The organism is Rhizobium hidalgonense (assembly GCF_005862185.2).
Classification (GTDB): Bacteria; Pseudomonadota; Alphaproteobacteria; order Rhizobiales; family Rhizobiaceae; genus Rhizobium; species Rhizobium hidalgonense.
Window position 1 is genome coordinate 2,030,113 of the sequence record NZ_CP054027.1, and the last position, 16,639, is coordinate 2,046,751.

12 protein-coding genes are annotated in these 16,639 nt (G+C 62.3%); 5 read left to right on the top strand and 7 right to left on the bottom strand.

Translation table 11 applies throughout. The features are described 5' to 3' along the window. Nucleotides 1–103: 103 nt before the first annotated feature. The 3 genes from FFM81_RS09650 to FFM81_RS09660 all read right to left on the bottom strand — a co-directional run bounded on the left by FFM81_RS09650 (nucleotide 104) and on the right by FFM81_RS09660 (nucleotide 3,225). Nucleotides 104–1,183, bottom strand: a complete 1,080-nt coding sequence (locus FFM81_RS09650) for a YcjF family protein (RefSeq protein ID WP_003569008.1) — start codon at nucleotides 1,181–1,183, stop codon at nucleotides 104–106. Continuing rightward, on the bottom strand, nucleotides 1,180–2,655 hold the full coding sequence (locus FFM81_RS09655) for a YcjX family GTP-binding protein (protein WP_138384223.1): 1,476 nt from the start codon (nucleotides 2,653–2,655) through the stop codon (nucleotides 1,180–1,182). Before FFM81_RS09655 ends, FFM81_RS09650 begins: the two co-directional genes overlap by 4 nt. A gap of 75 nt (nucleotides 2,656–2,730) precedes the next feature. Continuing rightward, nucleotides 2,731–3,225, bottom strand: coding sequence for a SixA phosphatase family protein (locus FFM81_RS09660; protein ID WP_003569004.1), 495 nt, complete (start codon nucleotides 3,223–3,225; stop codon nucleotides 2,731–2,733). 276 nt (nucleotides 3,226–3,501) lie between these two features. Here FFM81_RS09660 and dksA point away from each other — a divergent pair, with 276 nt between their 5' ends. Continuing rightward, on the top strand, nucleotides 3,502–3,921 hold the full coding sequence (gene dksA / locus FFM81_RS09665; RefSeq protein WP_003569003.1) for an RNA polymerase-binding protein DksA: 420 nt from the start codon (nucleotides 3,502–3,504) through the stop codon (nucleotides 3,919–3,921). 65 nt (nucleotides 3,922–3,986) lie between these two features. Here dksA and FFM81_RS09670 read toward each other — a convergent pair whose 3' ends face one another. Then, complete coding sequence (locus tag FFM81_RS09670; RefSeq protein WP_246401187.1) at nucleotides 3,987–4,631, bottom strand: DUF1062 domain-containing protein; 645 nt, start codon at nucleotides 4,629–4,631, stop codon at nucleotides 3,987–3,989. A 415-nt stretch (nucleotides 4,632–5,046) separates the two neighbouring features. Further along, complete coding sequence (locus FFM81_RS09675) at nucleotides 5,047–6,090, bottom strand: flagellar biosynthetic protein FliO (RefSeq protein ID WP_003569001.1); 1,044 nt, start codon at nucleotides 6,088–6,090, stop codon at nucleotides 5,047–5,049. Between the two features lie 305 nt (nucleotides 6,091–6,395). Here FFM81_RS09675 and cckA point away from each other — a divergent pair, with 305 nt between their 5' ends. Then, nucleotides 6,396–8,999 carry a cell cycle histidine kinase CckA gene (gene cckA, locus FFM81_RS09680; protein WP_003569000.1) on the top strand — a complete coding sequence of 868 codons (2,604 nt, stop codon included), beginning with the start codon at nucleotides 6,396–6,398 and terminating at the stop codon, nucleotides 8,997–8,999. Between the two features lie 263 nt (nucleotides 9,000–9,262). Here cckA and FFM81_RS09685 read toward each other — a convergent pair whose 3' ends face one another. Then, nucleotides 9,263–10,189: a pseudouridine-5'-phosphate glycosidase gene (locus tag FFM81_RS09685; protein WP_138384225.1), complete on the bottom strand. Its 927-nt coding sequence runs from the start codon at nucleotides 10,187–10,189 to the stop codon at nucleotides 9,263–9,265. A gap of 86 nt (nucleotides 10,190–10,275) precedes the next feature. After that, entirely contained in the window at nucleotides 10,276–11,220 is a 945-nt protein-coding gene (locus FFM81_RS09690; protein WP_138384226.1) for a carbohydrate kinase family protein, read from the bottom strand. Nucleotides 11,221–11,449: 229 nt separating this feature from the next. Here FFM81_RS09690 and recA point away from each other — a divergent pair, with 229 nt between their 5' ends. The 3 genes from recA to FFM81_RS09705 all read left to right on the top strand — a co-directional run bounded on the left by recA (nucleotide 11,450) and on the right by FFM81_RS09705 (nucleotide 16,599). After that, on the top strand, nucleotides 11,450–12,538 hold the full coding sequence (gene recA, locus FFM81_RS09695) for a recombinase RecA (RefSeq protein WP_003568997.1): 1,089 nt from the start codon (nucleotides 11,450–11,452) through the stop codon (nucleotides 12,536–12,538). 152 nt (nucleotides 12,539–12,690) lie between these two features. Further along, entirely contained in the window at nucleotides 12,691–15,345 is a 2,655-nt protein-coding gene (alaS, locus tag FFM81_RS09700) for an alanine--tRNA ligase (protein ID WP_003568996.1), read from the top strand. A 402-nt stretch (nucleotides 15,346–15,747) separates the two neighbouring features. Further along, nucleotides 15,748–16,599 carry an AraC family transcriptional regulator gene (locus FFM81_RS09705; protein ID WP_138384227.1) on the top strand — a complete coding sequence of 284 codons (852 nt, stop codon included), beginning with the start codon at nucleotides 15,748–15,750 and terminating at the stop codon, nucleotides 16,597–16,599. Nucleotides 16,600–16,639 lie beyond the last annotated feature (40 nt).

A 16,639-nucleotide genomic window follows, 5' to 3' on the forward strand; every position in this document is an offset into this window, starting at 1 on the left:
GCGCGGCGACAATTTTAAATTATCGCTGTTAGAGCTTTGAATCTGCTACAAATTCTTCGGCATTACGCCGGGGAAGGTCACGCTTGAGGATTAGCCTCGTCGATCAAGGAGTGTTGCCGCGCGGTGACATGGAGGGCGTGAGATCGCCGATGAAGTCACCGATTCCCGGCCGCTTCAGGGCGTGGAAGGCGAGTGGGCGGCAGAGATCCATTGCCGCGATTCCAATCCGGGCGGTCATCAGGCCGTTGATAACGCCCTCGCCAAGCCGGGCCGAGAGCCTGGAGGCCAGCCCATGGCCGAGCACCTGCTGGACGAGGCTGTCGCCGACGGCGATCGAACCGGTGACGGCAAGATGCGCCAGCACGTCACGCAGCAGACGGAACATGCCGAGGGTGCCGGGGCGACCGCCGTAAAGCTCGGCCATGGCGCCAATGAGGCGCACGGCCTCATAGAGCACATAGAGCAGGTCGACCACGGCGCGCGGGCTGACGGCCGTGACGATCGAGACGCGTTTCGAGGCGTTGACGATCAGGGCGCGGGCCTTGCGGTCAAGGGGCGCGAGCAATTCACGTTCGGCAAGCGCAATCAGATGCGGGGGATCGATGACCTCGCCTTCCGTCGCCTTCAGCGTGGCGCGGCCCTTCGATGTCTCGGGATTGGCCGAAAGCAGCGTGGTGAGGCGGGCGACGACCGCGCGCGCCTTTGCCGGCCGGGTTTCGACCATCGCCGCTTCCGCTTCGGCCTTGATCGCCTGGACGGCGGCAAGGCGCATCATTCCCACAGATTCGCGGATGACGAGGGCAAGCACGGCGAGGATGCCGATTGCGAGCACGGCAAGGGCCGCATAACCCAGCCAATCGGCGCGGGTGAAGAGATCGCGGATCAAGCGATCGGTCCAGAGGCCGATGCCAAGCGACAGCAGGATGCCGAAGGCGCCGGCAGCGATCTTGCCGAACGAGGTCCGGCGCTTGCGTGGCGTTGCGACCGGGACTGCGCTCAGATCCTTATCGGGATTGAGGAAGGGATCGTCCTCATCAGCTGTGACGATGATGTTTTCGGAAAAGCTTTCCGGCTTGCGCCGCTGCTCTCCTTGGCGGCCGTTGTCGCGCGGCTTAGCGGCGCCGTCCTCGTAGGCAAAGGCGGCAGGTGGGCGACGCGGCGGATCGGACGGGGGCTTGCTCATGCGAGACGGTCTCCGAACAGGAACTGCATGGCGCGGTCGAGGCGGATATGCGGCACCGACAGCTTGATGCCGCCGCCGGTTTCCTCAAGCTGCGGCGGGCGGAACCTGACGACATTGACATCGGGCAGTTGCAGGCCGGTCTCGCCGGAGGCGATGCGGTCGAACAGGCTTTCCGGATCCGCCGGCAGGTCGCCGGGGAAGATCGCGGTCTTTCTCTGGCCGTCGAAACGCTCGCCGGCGATGGTTTCGCCTTCCATCGGCGTGCCGACGATGACGGGCAGCTCATGGCCGTCGCGCTTGACCGATGCCTCGCGAGTGGCGCGCACGGAGGCGAGCGCCATGACGTCGATGCCGGCGCCGGCCATGCCGATGCGGTCGATGGCGCGATCGACCAGGCGGCGGGTCAGCGCATCGAGCCGGTCGTGGCTTTCATGGTGGAGATGATCGGCCTTGGTGGCGGCGACCAGCACGCGGTCGATGCGGCGCCCGAGCAGCGAAGAGAGCAGCGAATTGGTGCCGGGGCGGAAACAGGCGAGCACATCGGTCAGCGCCCGCTCCAGATCCTGCACCGCTTCGGGGCCGCGGTTCATCGCCTGCAGCGCATCGACCAGCACGATCTGGCGGTCGAGCCGGGCAAAATGCTCGCGGAAGAAGGGTTTGACGACAACCGATTTATAGGCCTCGTAACGCCGCTCCATCATCGTCCAGAGCGAGTTTCGGCCGGGACGGGCGTCCGGCGGCAAGGCGAGCGGCGCAAAGGTCAGCGCCGGCGACCCATCGAGATCGCCGGGCAGCAGCAGCCGGCCGGGCGGCAGGGTGGAGAGCGAGCGTTCGTCGGCCTTGCAGGCCTTGAGATAATCGGCAAAGGCGGTGGCGAGGTCGCGGGCCACCATCTCGTCGGCGCCGGCCTGGATATCGGCGGCATCAGTCAGCGCCAGCCACCCGCGCGACAATTCGGAGCGCACGCCGGTTTGCGCAAGCGCGATCGTTTCCTCGCTGAAGGTGCGGTAGTCCTTGCCGAGCAGCGGCAGGTCGAGCAGCCATTCGCCGGGATAATCGACGATGTCGATCGACAGGCGGCCGGGCAAAAACAGCCGGTTCCAGCCGCTGGCACTCTGATAATCCAGCGTGATGCGCAGTTCCGATATGGCGCGGGTCGAGTCCGGCCAGATACGGTCCTTCACCAGCGCGCGGATATGATCCTCGTACTGGAAGCGCGGCACGGCATCATCGGGCTGCGGCTCCAGCCGCACCGCCGAGACACGGCCCGACTGCACCGGCTCGAACAGCGGCAGGCGACCGCCATGCAGGAGATTGTGCACCAGCGAGGAGATGAAGACCGTCTTGCCGGACCGGGAGAGGCCGGTAACGCCGAGCCGCACGGTCGGGTTGACGAGGCCGCTTGCCCGATCGGCAAGATTGTCGAGGGCGATGCGGGCGTCGTCGGCAAAGGATGTCAGGCGTGGCGGCAAGGCGCAATTCCGGTTGGTGACTGCCGGCAATATAGGAAGGGCGCGCCGCCCGAAAAAGACGCGGCGCGAAAGCTTTCAGACGACCACGAAATCGGTGAGACGCCAGCTGGCGGCGCCACCGTCGTAATCGACGACGGCAAGGCCGGCCGTTGGGAAGCCGCCTGGAAGGGCGCTGACCATCGCCTCATGGCCGATCAGCGCTTCCAGCGCCTGCTCCATGGTCGGATTGTGGCCGACCAGCATGACGGCCGCCTCATCCTGCGAATCGACGATTTCGAGATAGTTATCGACCGTGGCATTGTAGAGCACATCGACATAACGCACGTCGAGCGTGAGGCCCATCGCCCGATGGACCGCATCGGCGGTGCCACGGCAGCGCAGCGCCGTTGAACTGATCAGAAGATCGGGACGGTAGCCCTTGTCGGCGGCCTTGTCGGCAATGATCTCGGCATCGCCATAGCCCTTCTCGTTGAGCGGCCGGTCGAAATCGCGCTGCCCGGGTTCGGCCCAGGCGGCCTCGGCATGACGCAGGAGGTAGATGCGGTTGGGCGGAGGCAGCGGTACGGTCATGGGCAAATCCAGGATCGGGCGGGTCTTTTCAGTAGCGGTTGCACTTGGCCGCCGTCAATCGCCAGCCATGCCGCAACTGCCCAAAACGTGGCTGACAACACGGCGTTTTGAAGGCGAAGAAGAAAACGGTGGCCGGAATAACCATGACAAAATAGATTGTTAGCCTAAAACTGTAACAGATTTAAAAATCTGTTTACCTGTCGTATTTGGCTTGAATCGCGGCTAGCGCTTGGGATATACACCCGCCCAGATGAGATGTTCTTCAGGAGAATCGCGTTGAGTGAGAAGATCGATCTTAGCAATTACGTTCCCTCGGAAGAGGAAGAGTTCATGAACGTAAACCAGCGTGCCTACTTCAGGACCAAGCTGGTTGCATGGAGAAATGATATCCTTCGAGAAGCGCGTGAAACCCTCGACCACCTGGCCGAGGAAAGCGCAAACCATCCCGACCTCGCCGACCGGGCGTCGTCGGAAACCGACCGGGCGATCGAACTTCGCGCCCGCGACCGGCAGAGAAAGCTGATTTCCAAGATCGACGCGGCACTGCAGCGCATCGAAGACGGTACTTACGGCTATTGCGAGGAAACCGGCGAACCGATCGGCCTCAAGCGTCTCGACGCCCGCCCGATCGCGACGCTATCGATCGAGGCGCAGGAGCGCCACGAACGCCGCGAAAAAGTCTATCGCGACGAATAAGGGTTTTCATGCAGATATGAGAGCAGAACAAGCGCCGCGATCGGATCGCGGCGCTTGTTCGTCGATCACCGCTCCACGGCAGAATCGCCTGTCGCCAGAGGTTTCCACGATTGCTCTCGTCCGGCCTCCCTGGAGAGGTCGATCGTGACGAGGGTGCCATTCCTGATTCGTCGTCGCATAATGTCTGCTTTCTCAGGATCCGTCCGAAGCATGCCGTCTGCGTGAAGAGCCTGCAGCGTCGCGCGTGAAAGCTTCAGTTCCGAGGCCAGCAGACGGTCGAGGCGTGTGCTTGTTGGCACCGGAACCGTCAGTTCGATTGCCAATTTCGTCCAATCTGCGGTTTCGTGCCGCATCTCCTTGGCGATTTCAACTTCGGCAAACTCGTCGACACGCAGCGATTTGCGCCGGAGAGCATCGAGGTTGAAACTTTCCGCGCGGATCCAGTCCCGATCGTTGGACTGCAGCGCGTCGAGGACCGCAGGATCGATGTCACGGACATTGCGGCGCTCGATGATCGGCCGGTTCCAAGTTCTTTCACAGGTCAGGCATTTGTAGATAAGCCAGGCATCCAGCTTGCGGCCGTTGGCATTGAGCCGAATCTTGCCGCTGGATTGGAAGGCTCTCAGGCCGCCGCATCCGCCGCAGGCAACCCAAGGTTGGGGAGCAATCTTGGGAATAATGGTCCATCGGACCCGAAGCGTCTTGCACATATCGTCTTGGTCTTCCGTTCGGAAGTCCATCGAGATGGTGCATGAGAAAGCCCTTGCGGGCGCGGTGTGGCGATGTTGTGGGCGGCTGAAGAGCTGAGACAGCGGCGCTGCACATGGCATATTGTAACAATGCCAAACCGGTCTCTCGCCACCACCCGATGAACATGGTCGCATGCCGCCAGCGTGTCGCTAGGCGGCAATACGGGTGAAACTGGAGTGAGACCGATTTTTACTTAGGCAAAGTGCAACCTCAGATGCGCCAACGCTCTTCACCCCGATCGATACCAAATGATTGACGTGATGGGGAGGCCCAAGACATTGGGAAACTGAAAGAGCCGCGGCGTTGCGGCATTTGTGCAACTTCATGGTGAAAGAGAAAGCGCGGCAGCCCGGTGTGATGCGGGCGTGTTTCCCCTCATTTGTCGCGATTGACGCTCATTTCGCCGAAGATGCGAGCGACTTCCTTCTGCAGTTCCGTATCGGCGCCGGTGATCGGGGCGAGCTCGGGATCGCGGCGCGGCTGATTGCCCGGCTGCGGTTGCGGTATGGCCTGACGCGGGGCCTGGTTTACCGGCGCCGGGACGATACGTTCGGCCGTTAGATTGTTCGACATCTCCTCTTCCAGCACCTGCTGAAAATCACGGCGGATCGCCGGTGCCGGTCCATCGTCCATTCCAGACGTGCGCGCGGCCGCCGGCATGTCGTGGACAGATGGAGCGGAGACCTCGGGTTCGATGCGCTGCTGCGGCAGCACGCGCTGGCGGGCGGCATCGAGAATCTCGGCCGCACTTGCTGTATCGTGGAAGGCTGCGGGCGCGACCGGGGGAGCGACGGGCCGCTCCGGGCGCGGCTGGGGCGGGGCAGGCGGAGGAGCGTCGCGTTCGGCCGACAGGGGCACAGTCACGGGATTTGCCGGAAGAGGGCTGGTCGCCACCGGCGGTGCAACGGCCGACTGGGCCTGCGGTTCGGGGCGCGGGCGCGGCTCCGGGAAAACCGGTGCCGAGAAGGTAGGCTCGGCGGCCGGTTCGACCCGGGCTGCGGCAGGGGCTGCGACCGGCGCTGCAACTGCGGAGCGGGGCGGAGAAACCGGTGGCGATTCCGGGCGCGGCGGGGATATTGGAGGCTGTTCGAGGTGTTGCGGGCGGTCGGCAGTTTCCGCCTGTTCGGCCGCTCCCGGCAGGATACGGCTTTCGATGACGATATCGCTCGGGCCGCCGATCATGATCAGATGCTCAACGTCATCGCGGCGCACCAGCACCAGCCGGCGACGGGTATCGACAGCAGCGGCATCCAGGACCTGCAGACGGGGCTGGCGGTTGCGGCCGCCGCGCACAAAGGGCGAGGGCGCCCGGCTGCGGATCACCCAAAGCACCAGGATGAGCAGGAGAAGCGCCAGACCGACGCCACCGGCGGCAAGCAGAAAACGGCTGCCATAAGCTCCGACAACATCATCCAACATAATCACTCACTCCATTTCATATTCGGCACATATTGACGACTTTTCCGTTCCTTAGGCAAGGGCCGCCGGTGCTGTCCAGTCACCGGTGAACGCGATTGCGTGTTCGTTGCTTGGCCGCCCGGCGACCTTGCGCACGGGCAGCCGCGTCGGCTTCGGGGGCAGATGGCGCTGTTGCCTGTGAATTCAAGCAGTCTTGCCGGCTGCCGGTGTTTTTGCCGACGCGGCAAATTGCTAAGAAGGAAAGAGTGCCTGATTCCCGCTTCGTGTTCGTGCTACGAAGCTGGAGGGGCGTATGTGAGGAATACATGACGAAACCGCGTCAGGCCGACGATTATAACGCACCGCTTGTGGATCGTGGGGGGCGTTCTGGCACGGTTTTGCGCATTCTTCTGCTGGCCCTCGTGCTGATCGCAGCCGCCGGCGGATTCGTCGTCTTCAAGAAGTCGCTCGACAATGAGGTCGTGCTCGGCGGTCTCGGCGTGCTCGCCATGGTCGGCATCTTCTTCCTGGTATCCTCGGTCATCGGCTTTATCGAGGTGATGCCGCAGCGCCAGTCCGACAGCCTGGCGCGCGCCTTCCTCAACAGCCATCCCGACGGTACCTTGATTACCGACGAAAAGGGCCGAATTATCTATGCCAACGCCGCCTATGGCGCGCTGACCGGCGCGCGCAAGGCGACCGAGGTGCAGACCCTGGAAACCCTGCTGTCGCGCCACCGCGAATCGAACGAGGCGCTCTACAGGCTGGTCAACGGCCTGCGCGAGGGCAAGGAAGGCCGGGAGGAATTCCGCCTGCTGCGCGCCGTCGGCCCTGGCAGCAACAGCTCCGGCGCGCATTGGTACCGGCTGAAGGCGCGGCTGCTGCAGCCGGAGGAGAATGGCGGGAAACCGCTGCAGATCTGGCAGATCACCGACATCACCACCGAGCGCGACGATCAGGAGCGCTTCTTCAAGGAACTGCAGAACGCGATCGACTATCTCGACCATGCGCCGGCCGGTTTCTTCTCCGCCGGCAGGAAGGGCGAGATCTTCTATCTGAACGCCACACTTGCCGAGTGGCTGGGTCTCGATCTCACCAAGTTCGTGCCGGGCTCGATGACGATCGGCGATGTCGTGGCCGGCGAGGGGCTGGCGCTGATCCAGTCGGTGCAGGCTGAACCCGGCCTGAAAAAGACCGTGACGCTCGATCTCGATCTGCGCAAGAGCAACGGCCAGAGCCTGCCGGTGCAGATCCTCCACAGCGTCACCTCGATGCGCGACGGCGCGCCCGGCGAAAGCCGGACGATCGTGCTGGCGCGTGAAAAGAACAGCGAGAGCAGTCAGTCGGCTTCGGCGGCTGCCATGCGCTTCACCCGTTTCTTCAACAACACGCCGATGGCTATTGCATCGGTCGACGGCAACGGGCGTATTCTGCGGACCAATGCGCCGTTCCTGAAGCTGTTCTCCGGCGTCGTCTCGCGCGACGACCTCGAAAAGGCGCCGCATCTCGAAACCATCGTGCAGGAAAGCGACCGGCCGCAGCTGGCCGAGGCGCTGGCGGCAGCCAAGGACCGGCAGGGCGATATCGCGCCCCTCGATACCCGCACGCCGACTGACGAGGCGCGCTATTTCCGTTTCTATGTCAATGCCGTCATCGACCAGAGCGACGAGGCGCCCGAGGAAGCGGCGATCGTCTATGCCGTCGAGGTGACCGAGCAGAAGGCGCTGGAAGCGCAGATGGCGCAGACGCAGAAGATGAACGCCGTCGGCACGCTTGCCGGCGGCATCGCCCATGACTTCAACAATGTGCTGACGGCGATCCTGCTGTCCTCCGACCATCTGCTGCTGCAGGCGCGACCGGCCGATGCTAGCTTCGCCGACCTGATGGAGATCAAGCGCAACGCCAACCGCGCCGCCGTGCTGGTGCGCCAGCTGCTGGCCTTCTCGCGCAAACAGACGATGCGGCCCTCGGTGCTCAACCTCACCGATGTCGTCGGCGACCTGCGCATGCTGGTCGACCGTCTGCTCTCCGGCACCAACGTCAAGCTCGACGTGCAATATGGCCGCGACCTCTGGCCCGTCAAAACCGATCTGTCGCAATTCGAGCAGGTGCTGATCAATCTCTGCGTCAATGCGCGTGACGCCATGCCCGAGGGTGGCACGCTGACACTGCGCACCCGAAACCTGACCGCCACTGAGGTCTCCGCCTTTAACTATTCCTACATGCCGGCCGAAGACATGGTGCTGATCGAAGTCGCCGATAACGGCACCGGCATCGCGCCTGAGATCATGGACAAGATCTTCGAGCCCTTCTTCACCACCAAGGATGTCGGCAAAGGCACGGGACTAGGCCTCGCCATGGTCTACGGCATCGTCAAACAATCGGGTGGTTACATCCAGCCGGAATCCGAAGTCGGCAAAGGCACGACCTTCCGGGTCTTCCTGCCGCGCCACATCCCGGAGCCGGCGGTTGCCGCCGAAGCAGACGCTGTCGACAGCGCCGTCGCCGAGATCGGCGTTCGGCCGGAGACGCCACCGGCGCAGCAGCCGGAGGACCTGACCGGATCGGCGGTCATCCTGCTCGTCGAGGATGAGGAGGCGGTGCGCCGCGGCGGCAAGCGCATGCTGGAAACGCGCGGTTATACCGTTCACGAAGCGGGGTCCGGCGTCGAAGCGCTCAGCATTATGGAAGAGCTTGAAGGCAAGGTCGATATCGTCGTTTCCGACGTGGTCATGCCCGAAATGGACGGCCCGACGCTGCTGCGCGAGCTGCGCAAGACCTATCCCGACATGAAGTTCATCTTCGTCTCCGGCTATGCCGAGGACGCCTTTGCCCGCAACCTGCCGCCGGAATCGAAATTCGGGTTTTTGCCGAAGCCGTTCTCACTCAAGCAGCTTGCTGTTGTGGTGAAAGAGACGCTGGATAGCTAGGATTGCGGCTTGGCGGTTCCGGAGAGCGCGTGCAGTGTGGCACCCCCTCTGTCCTACCGGACATCTCCCCCACAAGGAGGGAAATCGATAAGCGGCTTGGCCATTAGCCTACATCTAACCTTTCGCCGCACTCCAACGCTTATTGTATGGGGAAACCGGCGCGTCCAGCCGATCTCCCCACCTGTGGGGGAGATGCCCGGCAGGGCAGAGGGCGGTGCCTCACGACACCATCCATCTGGTGGGACCAGCCCACCCGTCAAAAATTACTCACCCAGCGCCACGGCAATCTCAGCCGCAAGCCGCGCATTGTTCTCCACCAGCGCAATATTGGTCTTGAGGCTCTGGCCATCGGTCAGATCAAAAATGGTCGAGAGCAGATAGGGCGTCACCGCCTTGCCGGTGATTTCGTCGCGCTCGGCGCTGTCGAGCGCCCTCTCAATATAGATCTCCATTTCCTCGCGCGCGATCTCGTCGGCTTCGGGTACCGGGTTGGCGACGAGCATGCCGCCGTCGATGCCGAGCTGATCGCGCACCGTCTGGAAATTGGCGATGGCCGCCGGACTGTTCAGCGACAGCGGGCTTGATATGCCCGAGGAACGCGACCAGAAGGCGGGGAATTCTTCGCTCTCATAGGTGACGACGGGAACGCCGCGGGTTTCCAGCACTTCCAACGTCTTCGGAATGTCGAGGATCGCCTTGGCGCCGGCGCAGACGACGATGACGCCGGTGCGCGCCAGTTCCTCGAGATCGGCTGATATATCGAAGCTTTCCTCGGCGCCGCGATGCACGCCACCGATGCCGCCCGTGGCAAAGACGCGGATGCCAGCGCGGGCCGCCGCAATCATCGTCGCGGCGACCGTGGTGGCGCCGGTACGGCGCTCGGCGATCGCAAAGGCGAGATCGGCGCGCGACACCTTCATCACCTCGGTCGCCTTGGCGAGCTGCTCCAGCTCGCCGGCTTCAAGGCCGATATGCAGCGTGCCGTGAATGACGGCGATCGTCGCCGGCACCGCACCCTGTTCGCGGATGATCGCCTCGACGCTGCGGGCCATCTCGATATTGCCGGGATAGGGCATGCCGTGGGTGATGATCGTCGATTCCAACGCCACCAGCGGCGCGCCGCGCTGCTTGGCGCTGGCGACCTCCTTCGAATAGGCGATCGGTAGAAGAGGGGAGATGGGCTTGGTCATGGTCTTGTCCTGTGATCGCCAGAGCATGATGCCGAAAAGTGTAAGCGTTTTCGGACTACATCATGCTCAACTATTTAACTGCGGTTTCAATGCAGAATTCTGACCTGGGGAACAAGTGCAAGGGCCTCGTTCAACAGATCCGATGTCATATTTTCGTTGACGGCGTGCCGTGACTGCACCGTCAGTGCCGCCGCCGCGGTGCCGTAGCGGACGGCTTCCTCGAGGGGCAGGCCCGATATCAAGGCGGCAAGCGTCCCGGCTGCAAGAGAATCGCCGGCACCCGTGACATCGGCGACCGTGTCGGCGACCGGCGGCTGCAGCGTCACGGCCCGACCGTCGCTCAACGCGATGAGCTCGCGGCGGCCGCGGGTGACGACGGCGTTCCTGATGCCGATCTCGTTCAGGAGTGGCGGCCAGCCGTCGGCATTCTCCGGCTGCTGGCCCGTAAGAGCTCCGGCTTCCGCCTCGTTCAGGAAGAGATAGTCGATATCGCCGATGCAGGGCTTCAGCCTGACGACCTTGGCCGGCGAGATGGCGATCGCCGCCACGGGCTTTGCCAGGGAATGCGCCTTGGCGACGATTGCCGCAATCGTCTCTTCCGGCAGGTTGGCATCGAAAAGAATCAAATCATGGGCGGCGAAGGCCTCTCGCACCCAGCGAATGGAGAGACGTCGCGGCACGAAGAAGCGATAGAGATCCATGTCGGCAAGGGCGATTACCAGATTGCCGTCCTTCTCGATGATTGCCGTATAACTCGGCGTCTTGCGGTCGAGGAAGACGAACGGCCGGTCGTCGATGCCGGCGAAATCGGCGGCTTCACCGACGGTCTCGCCAATCGGATCGCCGCCGCGCGGTGAAATCATCGTCACCTGAAAGCCGAGCCTTGCAAGGTTACGCGCTGCGTTGAAGCCGCCGCCGCCCGGTTCCTCAAACCAGGTTCCGGGATTGCTGGCGCCAGGCGCCGTCTCGCCGGAGATGCGGCCGCGTCTATCGATATGGGCACCGCCGAGAACGAGAATCTTTCCGTTCATTTCAGCCGCTCTCCTGAGGCTTGAGAAGCGAATCGATGCGATGCATCTTTTCCGATGCATGCCGGCATTTCAGGCGTAAGCCGTTGCTTTGCATTGATAAAACAAAAATAGAACACGGACCGTTTTACCTTTTTCTTTCAATTGTTTGATCGCCTATTGCGGGAATAGAACAAATAGGGTACAAACTCGACATTGCTTGGGCGGCTTCAATAACCTAAAGGTGGATCGGATGTCTCAGAATTCATTGCGGCTGGTAGAGGACAAATCGGTGGACAAAAGCAAGGCGCTTGAAGCGGCACTCTCACAGATAGAGCGGTCGTTCGGCAAGGGCTCGATCATGAAACTCGGTTCCAACGAGAATGTTGTCGAGATCGAGACGATCTCGACCGGCTCGCTTGGCCTCGATATAGCCCTCGGCGTTGGTGGTCTGCCGAGGGGCCGTATCATCGAAATTTACGGGCCGGAAAGCTCGGGTAAGACGACGCTTGCGCTGCAGACCATTGCCGAAGCGCAGAAAAAGGGCGGCATCTGCGCCTTCGTCGACGCTGAACACGCTCTTGATCCGGTCTATGCCCGCAAGCTTGGCGTCGATCTGCAGAATCTGCTGATCTCTCAGCCCGATACCGGCGAGCAGGCACTCGAAATCACCGATACGCTGGTGCGCTCCGGCGCCGTCGACGTACTGGTTGTCGACTCGGTCGCCGCACTGACGCCGCGCGCCGAAATCGAAGGCGAGATGGGCGACAGCCTGCCCGGCCTGCAGGCCCGTCTAATGAGCCAGGCGCTGCGCAAGCTCACCGCTTCGATTTCCAAGTCGAACACCATGGTGATCTTCATCAACCAGATTCGCATGAAGATCGGCGTCATGTTCGGTTCGCCTGAGACAACGACGGGTGGTAATGCGTTGAAGTTCTACGCCTCCGTGCGCCTCGACATCCGCCGCATCGGCGCGGTCAAGGAGCGCGAAGAGGTGATCGGCAACCAGACCCGCGTCAAGGTCGTCAAGAACAAGATGGCGCCGCCCTTCAAGCAGGTCGAGTTTGACATCATGTATGGCGAAGGCGTTTCCAAGACCGGCGAACTGGTCGATCTCGGCGTCAAGGCCGGCATTGTCGAGAAGTCGGGCGCCTGGTTCTCCTATAACAGCCAGCGTCTCGGCCAAGGCCGCGAAAACGCCAAGACCTTCCTGCGCGACAATCCGGATCTGGCCCGCGAGATCGAACTGTCGCTGCGCCAGAATGCCGGCCTGATCGCCGACCGCTTCCTGCAGAATGGCGGACCGGATCCCGATGACGGTGACTCCGCTGCGGAAATGTGATTTTCGCACGCGCTTCTTCTAAAAATTGAACCGGCCGCATTCGTGATCAGAATGCGGCCGGTTTTGTTTGTCTGCTGGACAGTGGCGGAGGCGAACGTTAAAAGCCGATGGATTTAGATTTACCTGCCTCCGGCAGCATTGAAGGGCATAGCATGAGCGGTGTGAACGATATCCGGTCGACATTCCTCGACTATTTCAAGAAGAACGGTCACGAGATCGTCTCGTCGAGCCCGCTTGTGCCGCGCAACGACCCGACGCTGATGTTCACCAATGCCGGCATGGTGCAGTTCAAGAACGTCTTCACCGGTCTGGAGAAACGACCTTATTCGACGGCGACAACCTCGCAGAAATGCGTGCGCGCCGGCGGCAAGCATAACGACCTCGACAATGTCGGTTATACCGCGCGTCACCTGACCTTCTTCGAAATGCTCGGCAACTTCTCCTTTGGCGATTATTTCAAGGAGAATGCGATCGAGCTTGCCTGGAAGCTCGTGACCGAAGGTTTCGACCTGCCGAAACATCGCTTGCTGGTGACCGTTTATTCCGAAGACGAGGAAGCAGCGACCCTGTGGAAGAAGATCGCCGGTTTCTCCGACGACAAGATCATCCGCATCCCGACCTCCGACAATTTCTGGCAGATGGGCGATACAGGCCCCTGCGGCCCGTGCTCGGAAATCTTCATCGACCAGGGTGAGAATGTCTGGGGCGGCCCACCCGGTTCGCCTGACGAAGACGGTGACAGGTTCCTCGAATTCTGGAACCTCGTCTTCATGCAGTTCGAGCAGACCGCACCGGGTGAGCGCACGCCACTGCCGCGCCCGTCGATCGACACCGGCATGGGCCTGGAGCGCATGGCCTGCATTCTCCAGGGCGTTCAGAGCGTCTTCGATACCGATCTCTTCCGCACGCTGACCGGCATGATCGAGGATACGATCGGCGTCAAGGCGGCAGGCAGCGCCAGCCACCGCGTCATCGCCGACCACCTGCGCTCCTCGGCCTTCCTGATCGCCGATGGCGTGCTTCCGTCGAACGAAGGCCGCGGCTATGTGCTGCGCCGTATCATGCGTCGTGCGATGCGCCATGCGCAGCTGCTCGGCGCCAAGGAGCCGCTGATGTACAAGCTGCTGCCGACGCTGGTGCAGGAGATGGGCCGCGCCTATCCGGAACTCGTCCGCGCCGAGCCTCTGATATCTGAGACGCTGAAACTCGAAGAAGGTCGCTTCCGCAAGACGCTGGAGCGTGGCCTGTCGCTGCTGTCGGATGCAACCACGGATCTCGGCAAGGGCGACATGCTGGATGGCGAGACCGCCTTCAAGCTTTACGACACCTACGGATTCCCGCTCGACCTGACGCAGGATGCGCTGCGCGCCCGTGAGATCGGCGTCGATATCTCCGGCTTTACCGATGCCATGCAGCGCCAGAAGGCCGAAGCCCGCTCGCACTGGGCCGGTTCCGGCGAGAAGGCAACCGAAACCATCTGGTTCGAGCTCAGAGAAAAGCACGGCGCAACCGAATTCCTGGGTTACGACACGGAAACCGCGGAAGGCGTCGTGCAGGCGATCGTCAAGGACGGCGCCGTTGCCGAAGAGCTCAAGGCCGGTGACAAGGTGCAGATCGTCGTGAACCAGACGCCGTTCTACGGCGAGTCCGGCGGTCAGATGGGCGATACCGGTGTCATCTCGTCCGACCACGGCAAGATCGAGATATCGGACACGCAGAAGAAGGGCGAAGGCCTCTTCGTGCATTCCGGCGCCGTTGTCGAAGGCTCATTCAAGACCGGCGATGCGGTTGTTCTGACCGTCGATCACGCTCGCCGTTCGCGATTGCGCGCCAACCACTCGGCAACCCACCTGCTGCATGAGGCGATGCGCGAGGTGCTCGGCACTCATGTTGCGCAGAAGGGTTCGCTAGTCGCGCCCGAGCGCCTGCGTTTCGACGTTTCGCATCCCAAGCCGATGTCGGCCGAGGAGCTGAAGATCGTCGAGGATATGGCAAACGAGATCGTGCTGCAGAATTCGCCTGTCACGACCCGGTTGATGAGCGTCGACGATGCCATCGAGGAAGGCGCCATGGCGCTCTTCGGCGAGAAGTACGGCGATGAAGTGCGTGTCGTGTCGATGGGCACAGGCCTTCATGGCGCAAAAAGCAACAAGCCTTACTCCGTCGAACTTTGTGGCGGCACGCATGTGTCGGCCACCGGTCAGATCGGCCTCGTGCGCATCCTCGGCGAAAGTGCCGTCGGCGCCGGGGTTCGCCGTATCGAAGCGGTGACTGGTGAATCGGCACGCGAATATCTGGCCGAGCAGGATGATCGGGTGAAGACGCTCGCTGCCTCGCTGAAGGTTCAGCCTTCGGACGTTCTGTCGCGGGTCGAAGCGCTGATGGACGAGCGCCGCAAACTCGAAAAGGAACTGGCCGATGCCAAGCGCAAACTCGCCATGGGCGGCGGGCAGGGCGGTTCCGCCGACGCCGTGCGCGAGGTCGCCGGAGTGAAGTTCCTCGGCAAAGCCGTGGCCGGCGTTGATCCGAAGGATCTCAAGGGTCTTGCCGATGACGGCAAGACAAGCATCGGCTCCGGCGTTGTCACCCTGATCGGCGTGTCCGACGATGGCAAGGCGAGCGCCGTCGTCGCGGTGACGCCGGATCTCGTTGGGCGTTTCAGTGCTGTCGATCTGGTGCGCGTTGCTTCTACCGCCCTCGGCGGCAAGGGCGGTGGCGGCCGCCCTGACATGGCGCAGGCCGGCGGCCCCGATGGGTCGAAGGCCGAGGAAGCGATCGAGGCGGTGGCTGTAGCACTCGCCGGCTGACCGGCAAGTTCATTCCTCAGTTTCGGAAAGGCGGAAGCTCGGCTTCCGCCTTAGTTTACTGATAGACTTGCCCTTTATTCGGCGCGCCTCCCAACATCCCTTAATCCTGTGCTCGTCACAAGAATCCAGTGCGCCCAAGTCCTTGGGCGCGAAGGACTCTCTTCTTTAGGTGCTGATCATTCACGGCGCGGACGCGCCGTGGCTGGATTCCTGTGACATCCCTCGGATCAAGTCCGAGGACAGAAATAAGGGAGTAGAGGCGTAGCCGTCATATGGCGACGCTTTCCTCTGCCGCTTGACGAGTGATGGCGTAGCGTTTGCGCTCCGGATTCCGTAACTCCGCAGGATTTGTCAAATCGGGATATGGTTCTCTGCGGTCGATCGATTTGCATGAGGTTTGACATGAATGGCGACACGGCATGGGCACTTTATGAAAGCCGTCTGAGACGGGTTTCGGCCTATATTCACGACCACCTCGACGAGGAGCTGGATATGGAGCGCCTTGCCCAGATCGCCTGTTTGTCGAGCTATCACTGGCACAGGATCTACCGGGCGATCTATGGCGAGACGCTGGCGGCCACCGTCAAGCGGCTGCGGCTGCATCGCGCGGCGGGCGAGATCGTCCGCACGGAGCTTGCCGTCAGCGAGATTGCCAAGCGATCAGGCTATCCCAACCTCCAATCTTTCAATCGCATCTTCAAGTCAGCCTACGGCATGCCGCCGGCCCGCTACCGGAAGGAGGGAAGCCACACAGCCTTCCAACCCTCACCTTACGGAAAGACCAAAGCCATGTTCGACGTTACCATACGAGAGATCGCACCGACGGAGCTGATCGGAGTTGCCCATACCGGTTCCTACATGGAAATCGGCAAAGCCTTCGAGACCTTGTTCGGCACGCTCTACGCCCGCAGCCTCGCCAGGCCTGACATGCGGATGATCGGCGTCTATCTCGACGATCCCGACATCGTGCCGGCCGAACAGCTGCGCTCGATCGCTTGTGTCACCGGCTCTGCCGATCTTCCGGCCGAGGCGCCATTCGAGCGGCGGACGATCGAGGGTGGCGACTATGCGGTGCTGCGCCACATGGGGCCTTACGCCGACATGTACAAGGCCTATCAGTGGCTCTATGCGGAATGGCTGCCCAAGTCCGGACGGCAGTTGAAGGACAGCGTCATGTTCGAGGAATATCTCAACAACCCGCGCGACGTGCCGCCGACCGAACTGATGACGAATATTCACATGCCGCTTGCCTGAGGCGTGGATATTCGCGGCGCGGCGGGCTGGCCGCGCCGAT

Bases quoted from the DNA above. Each gene is read 5' to 3' on its own strand.
- FFM81_RS09650 (WP_003569008.1), bottom strand. From the start codon at position 1,183: ATGAGCAAGCCCCCGTCCGATCCGCCGCGTCGCCCACCTGCCGCCTTT.
- FFM81_RS09660 (WP_003569004.1), bottom strand. From the start codon at position 3,225: ATGACCGTACCGCTGCCTCCGCCCAACCGCATCTACCTCCTGCGTCAT.
- FFM81_RS09670 (WP_246401187.1), bottom strand. From the start codon at position 4,631: ATGTGCAAGACGCTTCGGGTCCGATGGACCATTATTCCCAAGATTGCT.
- FFM81_RS09675 (WP_003569001.1), bottom strand. From the start codon at position 6,090: ATGTTGGATGATGTTGTCGGAGCTTATGGCAGCCGTTTTCTGCTTGCC.
- cckA (WP_003569000.1), top strand. From the start codon at position 6,396: ATGACGAAACCGCGTCAGGCCGACGATTATAACGCACCGCTTGTGGAT.
- FFM81_RS09685 (WP_138384225.1), bottom strand. From the start codon at position 10,189: ATGACCAAGCCCATCTCCCCTCTTCTACCGATCGCCTATTCGAAGGAG.
- FFM81_RS09690 (WP_138384226.1), bottom strand. From the start codon at position 11,220: ATGAACGGAAAGATTCTCGTTCTCGGCGGTGCCCATATCGATAGACGC.
- recA (WP_003568997.1), top strand. From the start codon at position 11,450: ATGTCTCAGAATTCATTGCGGCTGGTAGAGGACAAATCGGTGGACAAA.
- alaS (WP_003568996.1), top strand. From the start codon at position 12,691: ATGAGCGGTGTGAACGATATCCGGTCGACATTCCTCGACTATTTCAAG.
- FFM81_RS09705 (WP_138384227.1), top strand. From the start codon at position 15,748: ATGAATGGCGACACGGCATGGGCACTTTATGAAAGCCGTCTGAGACGG.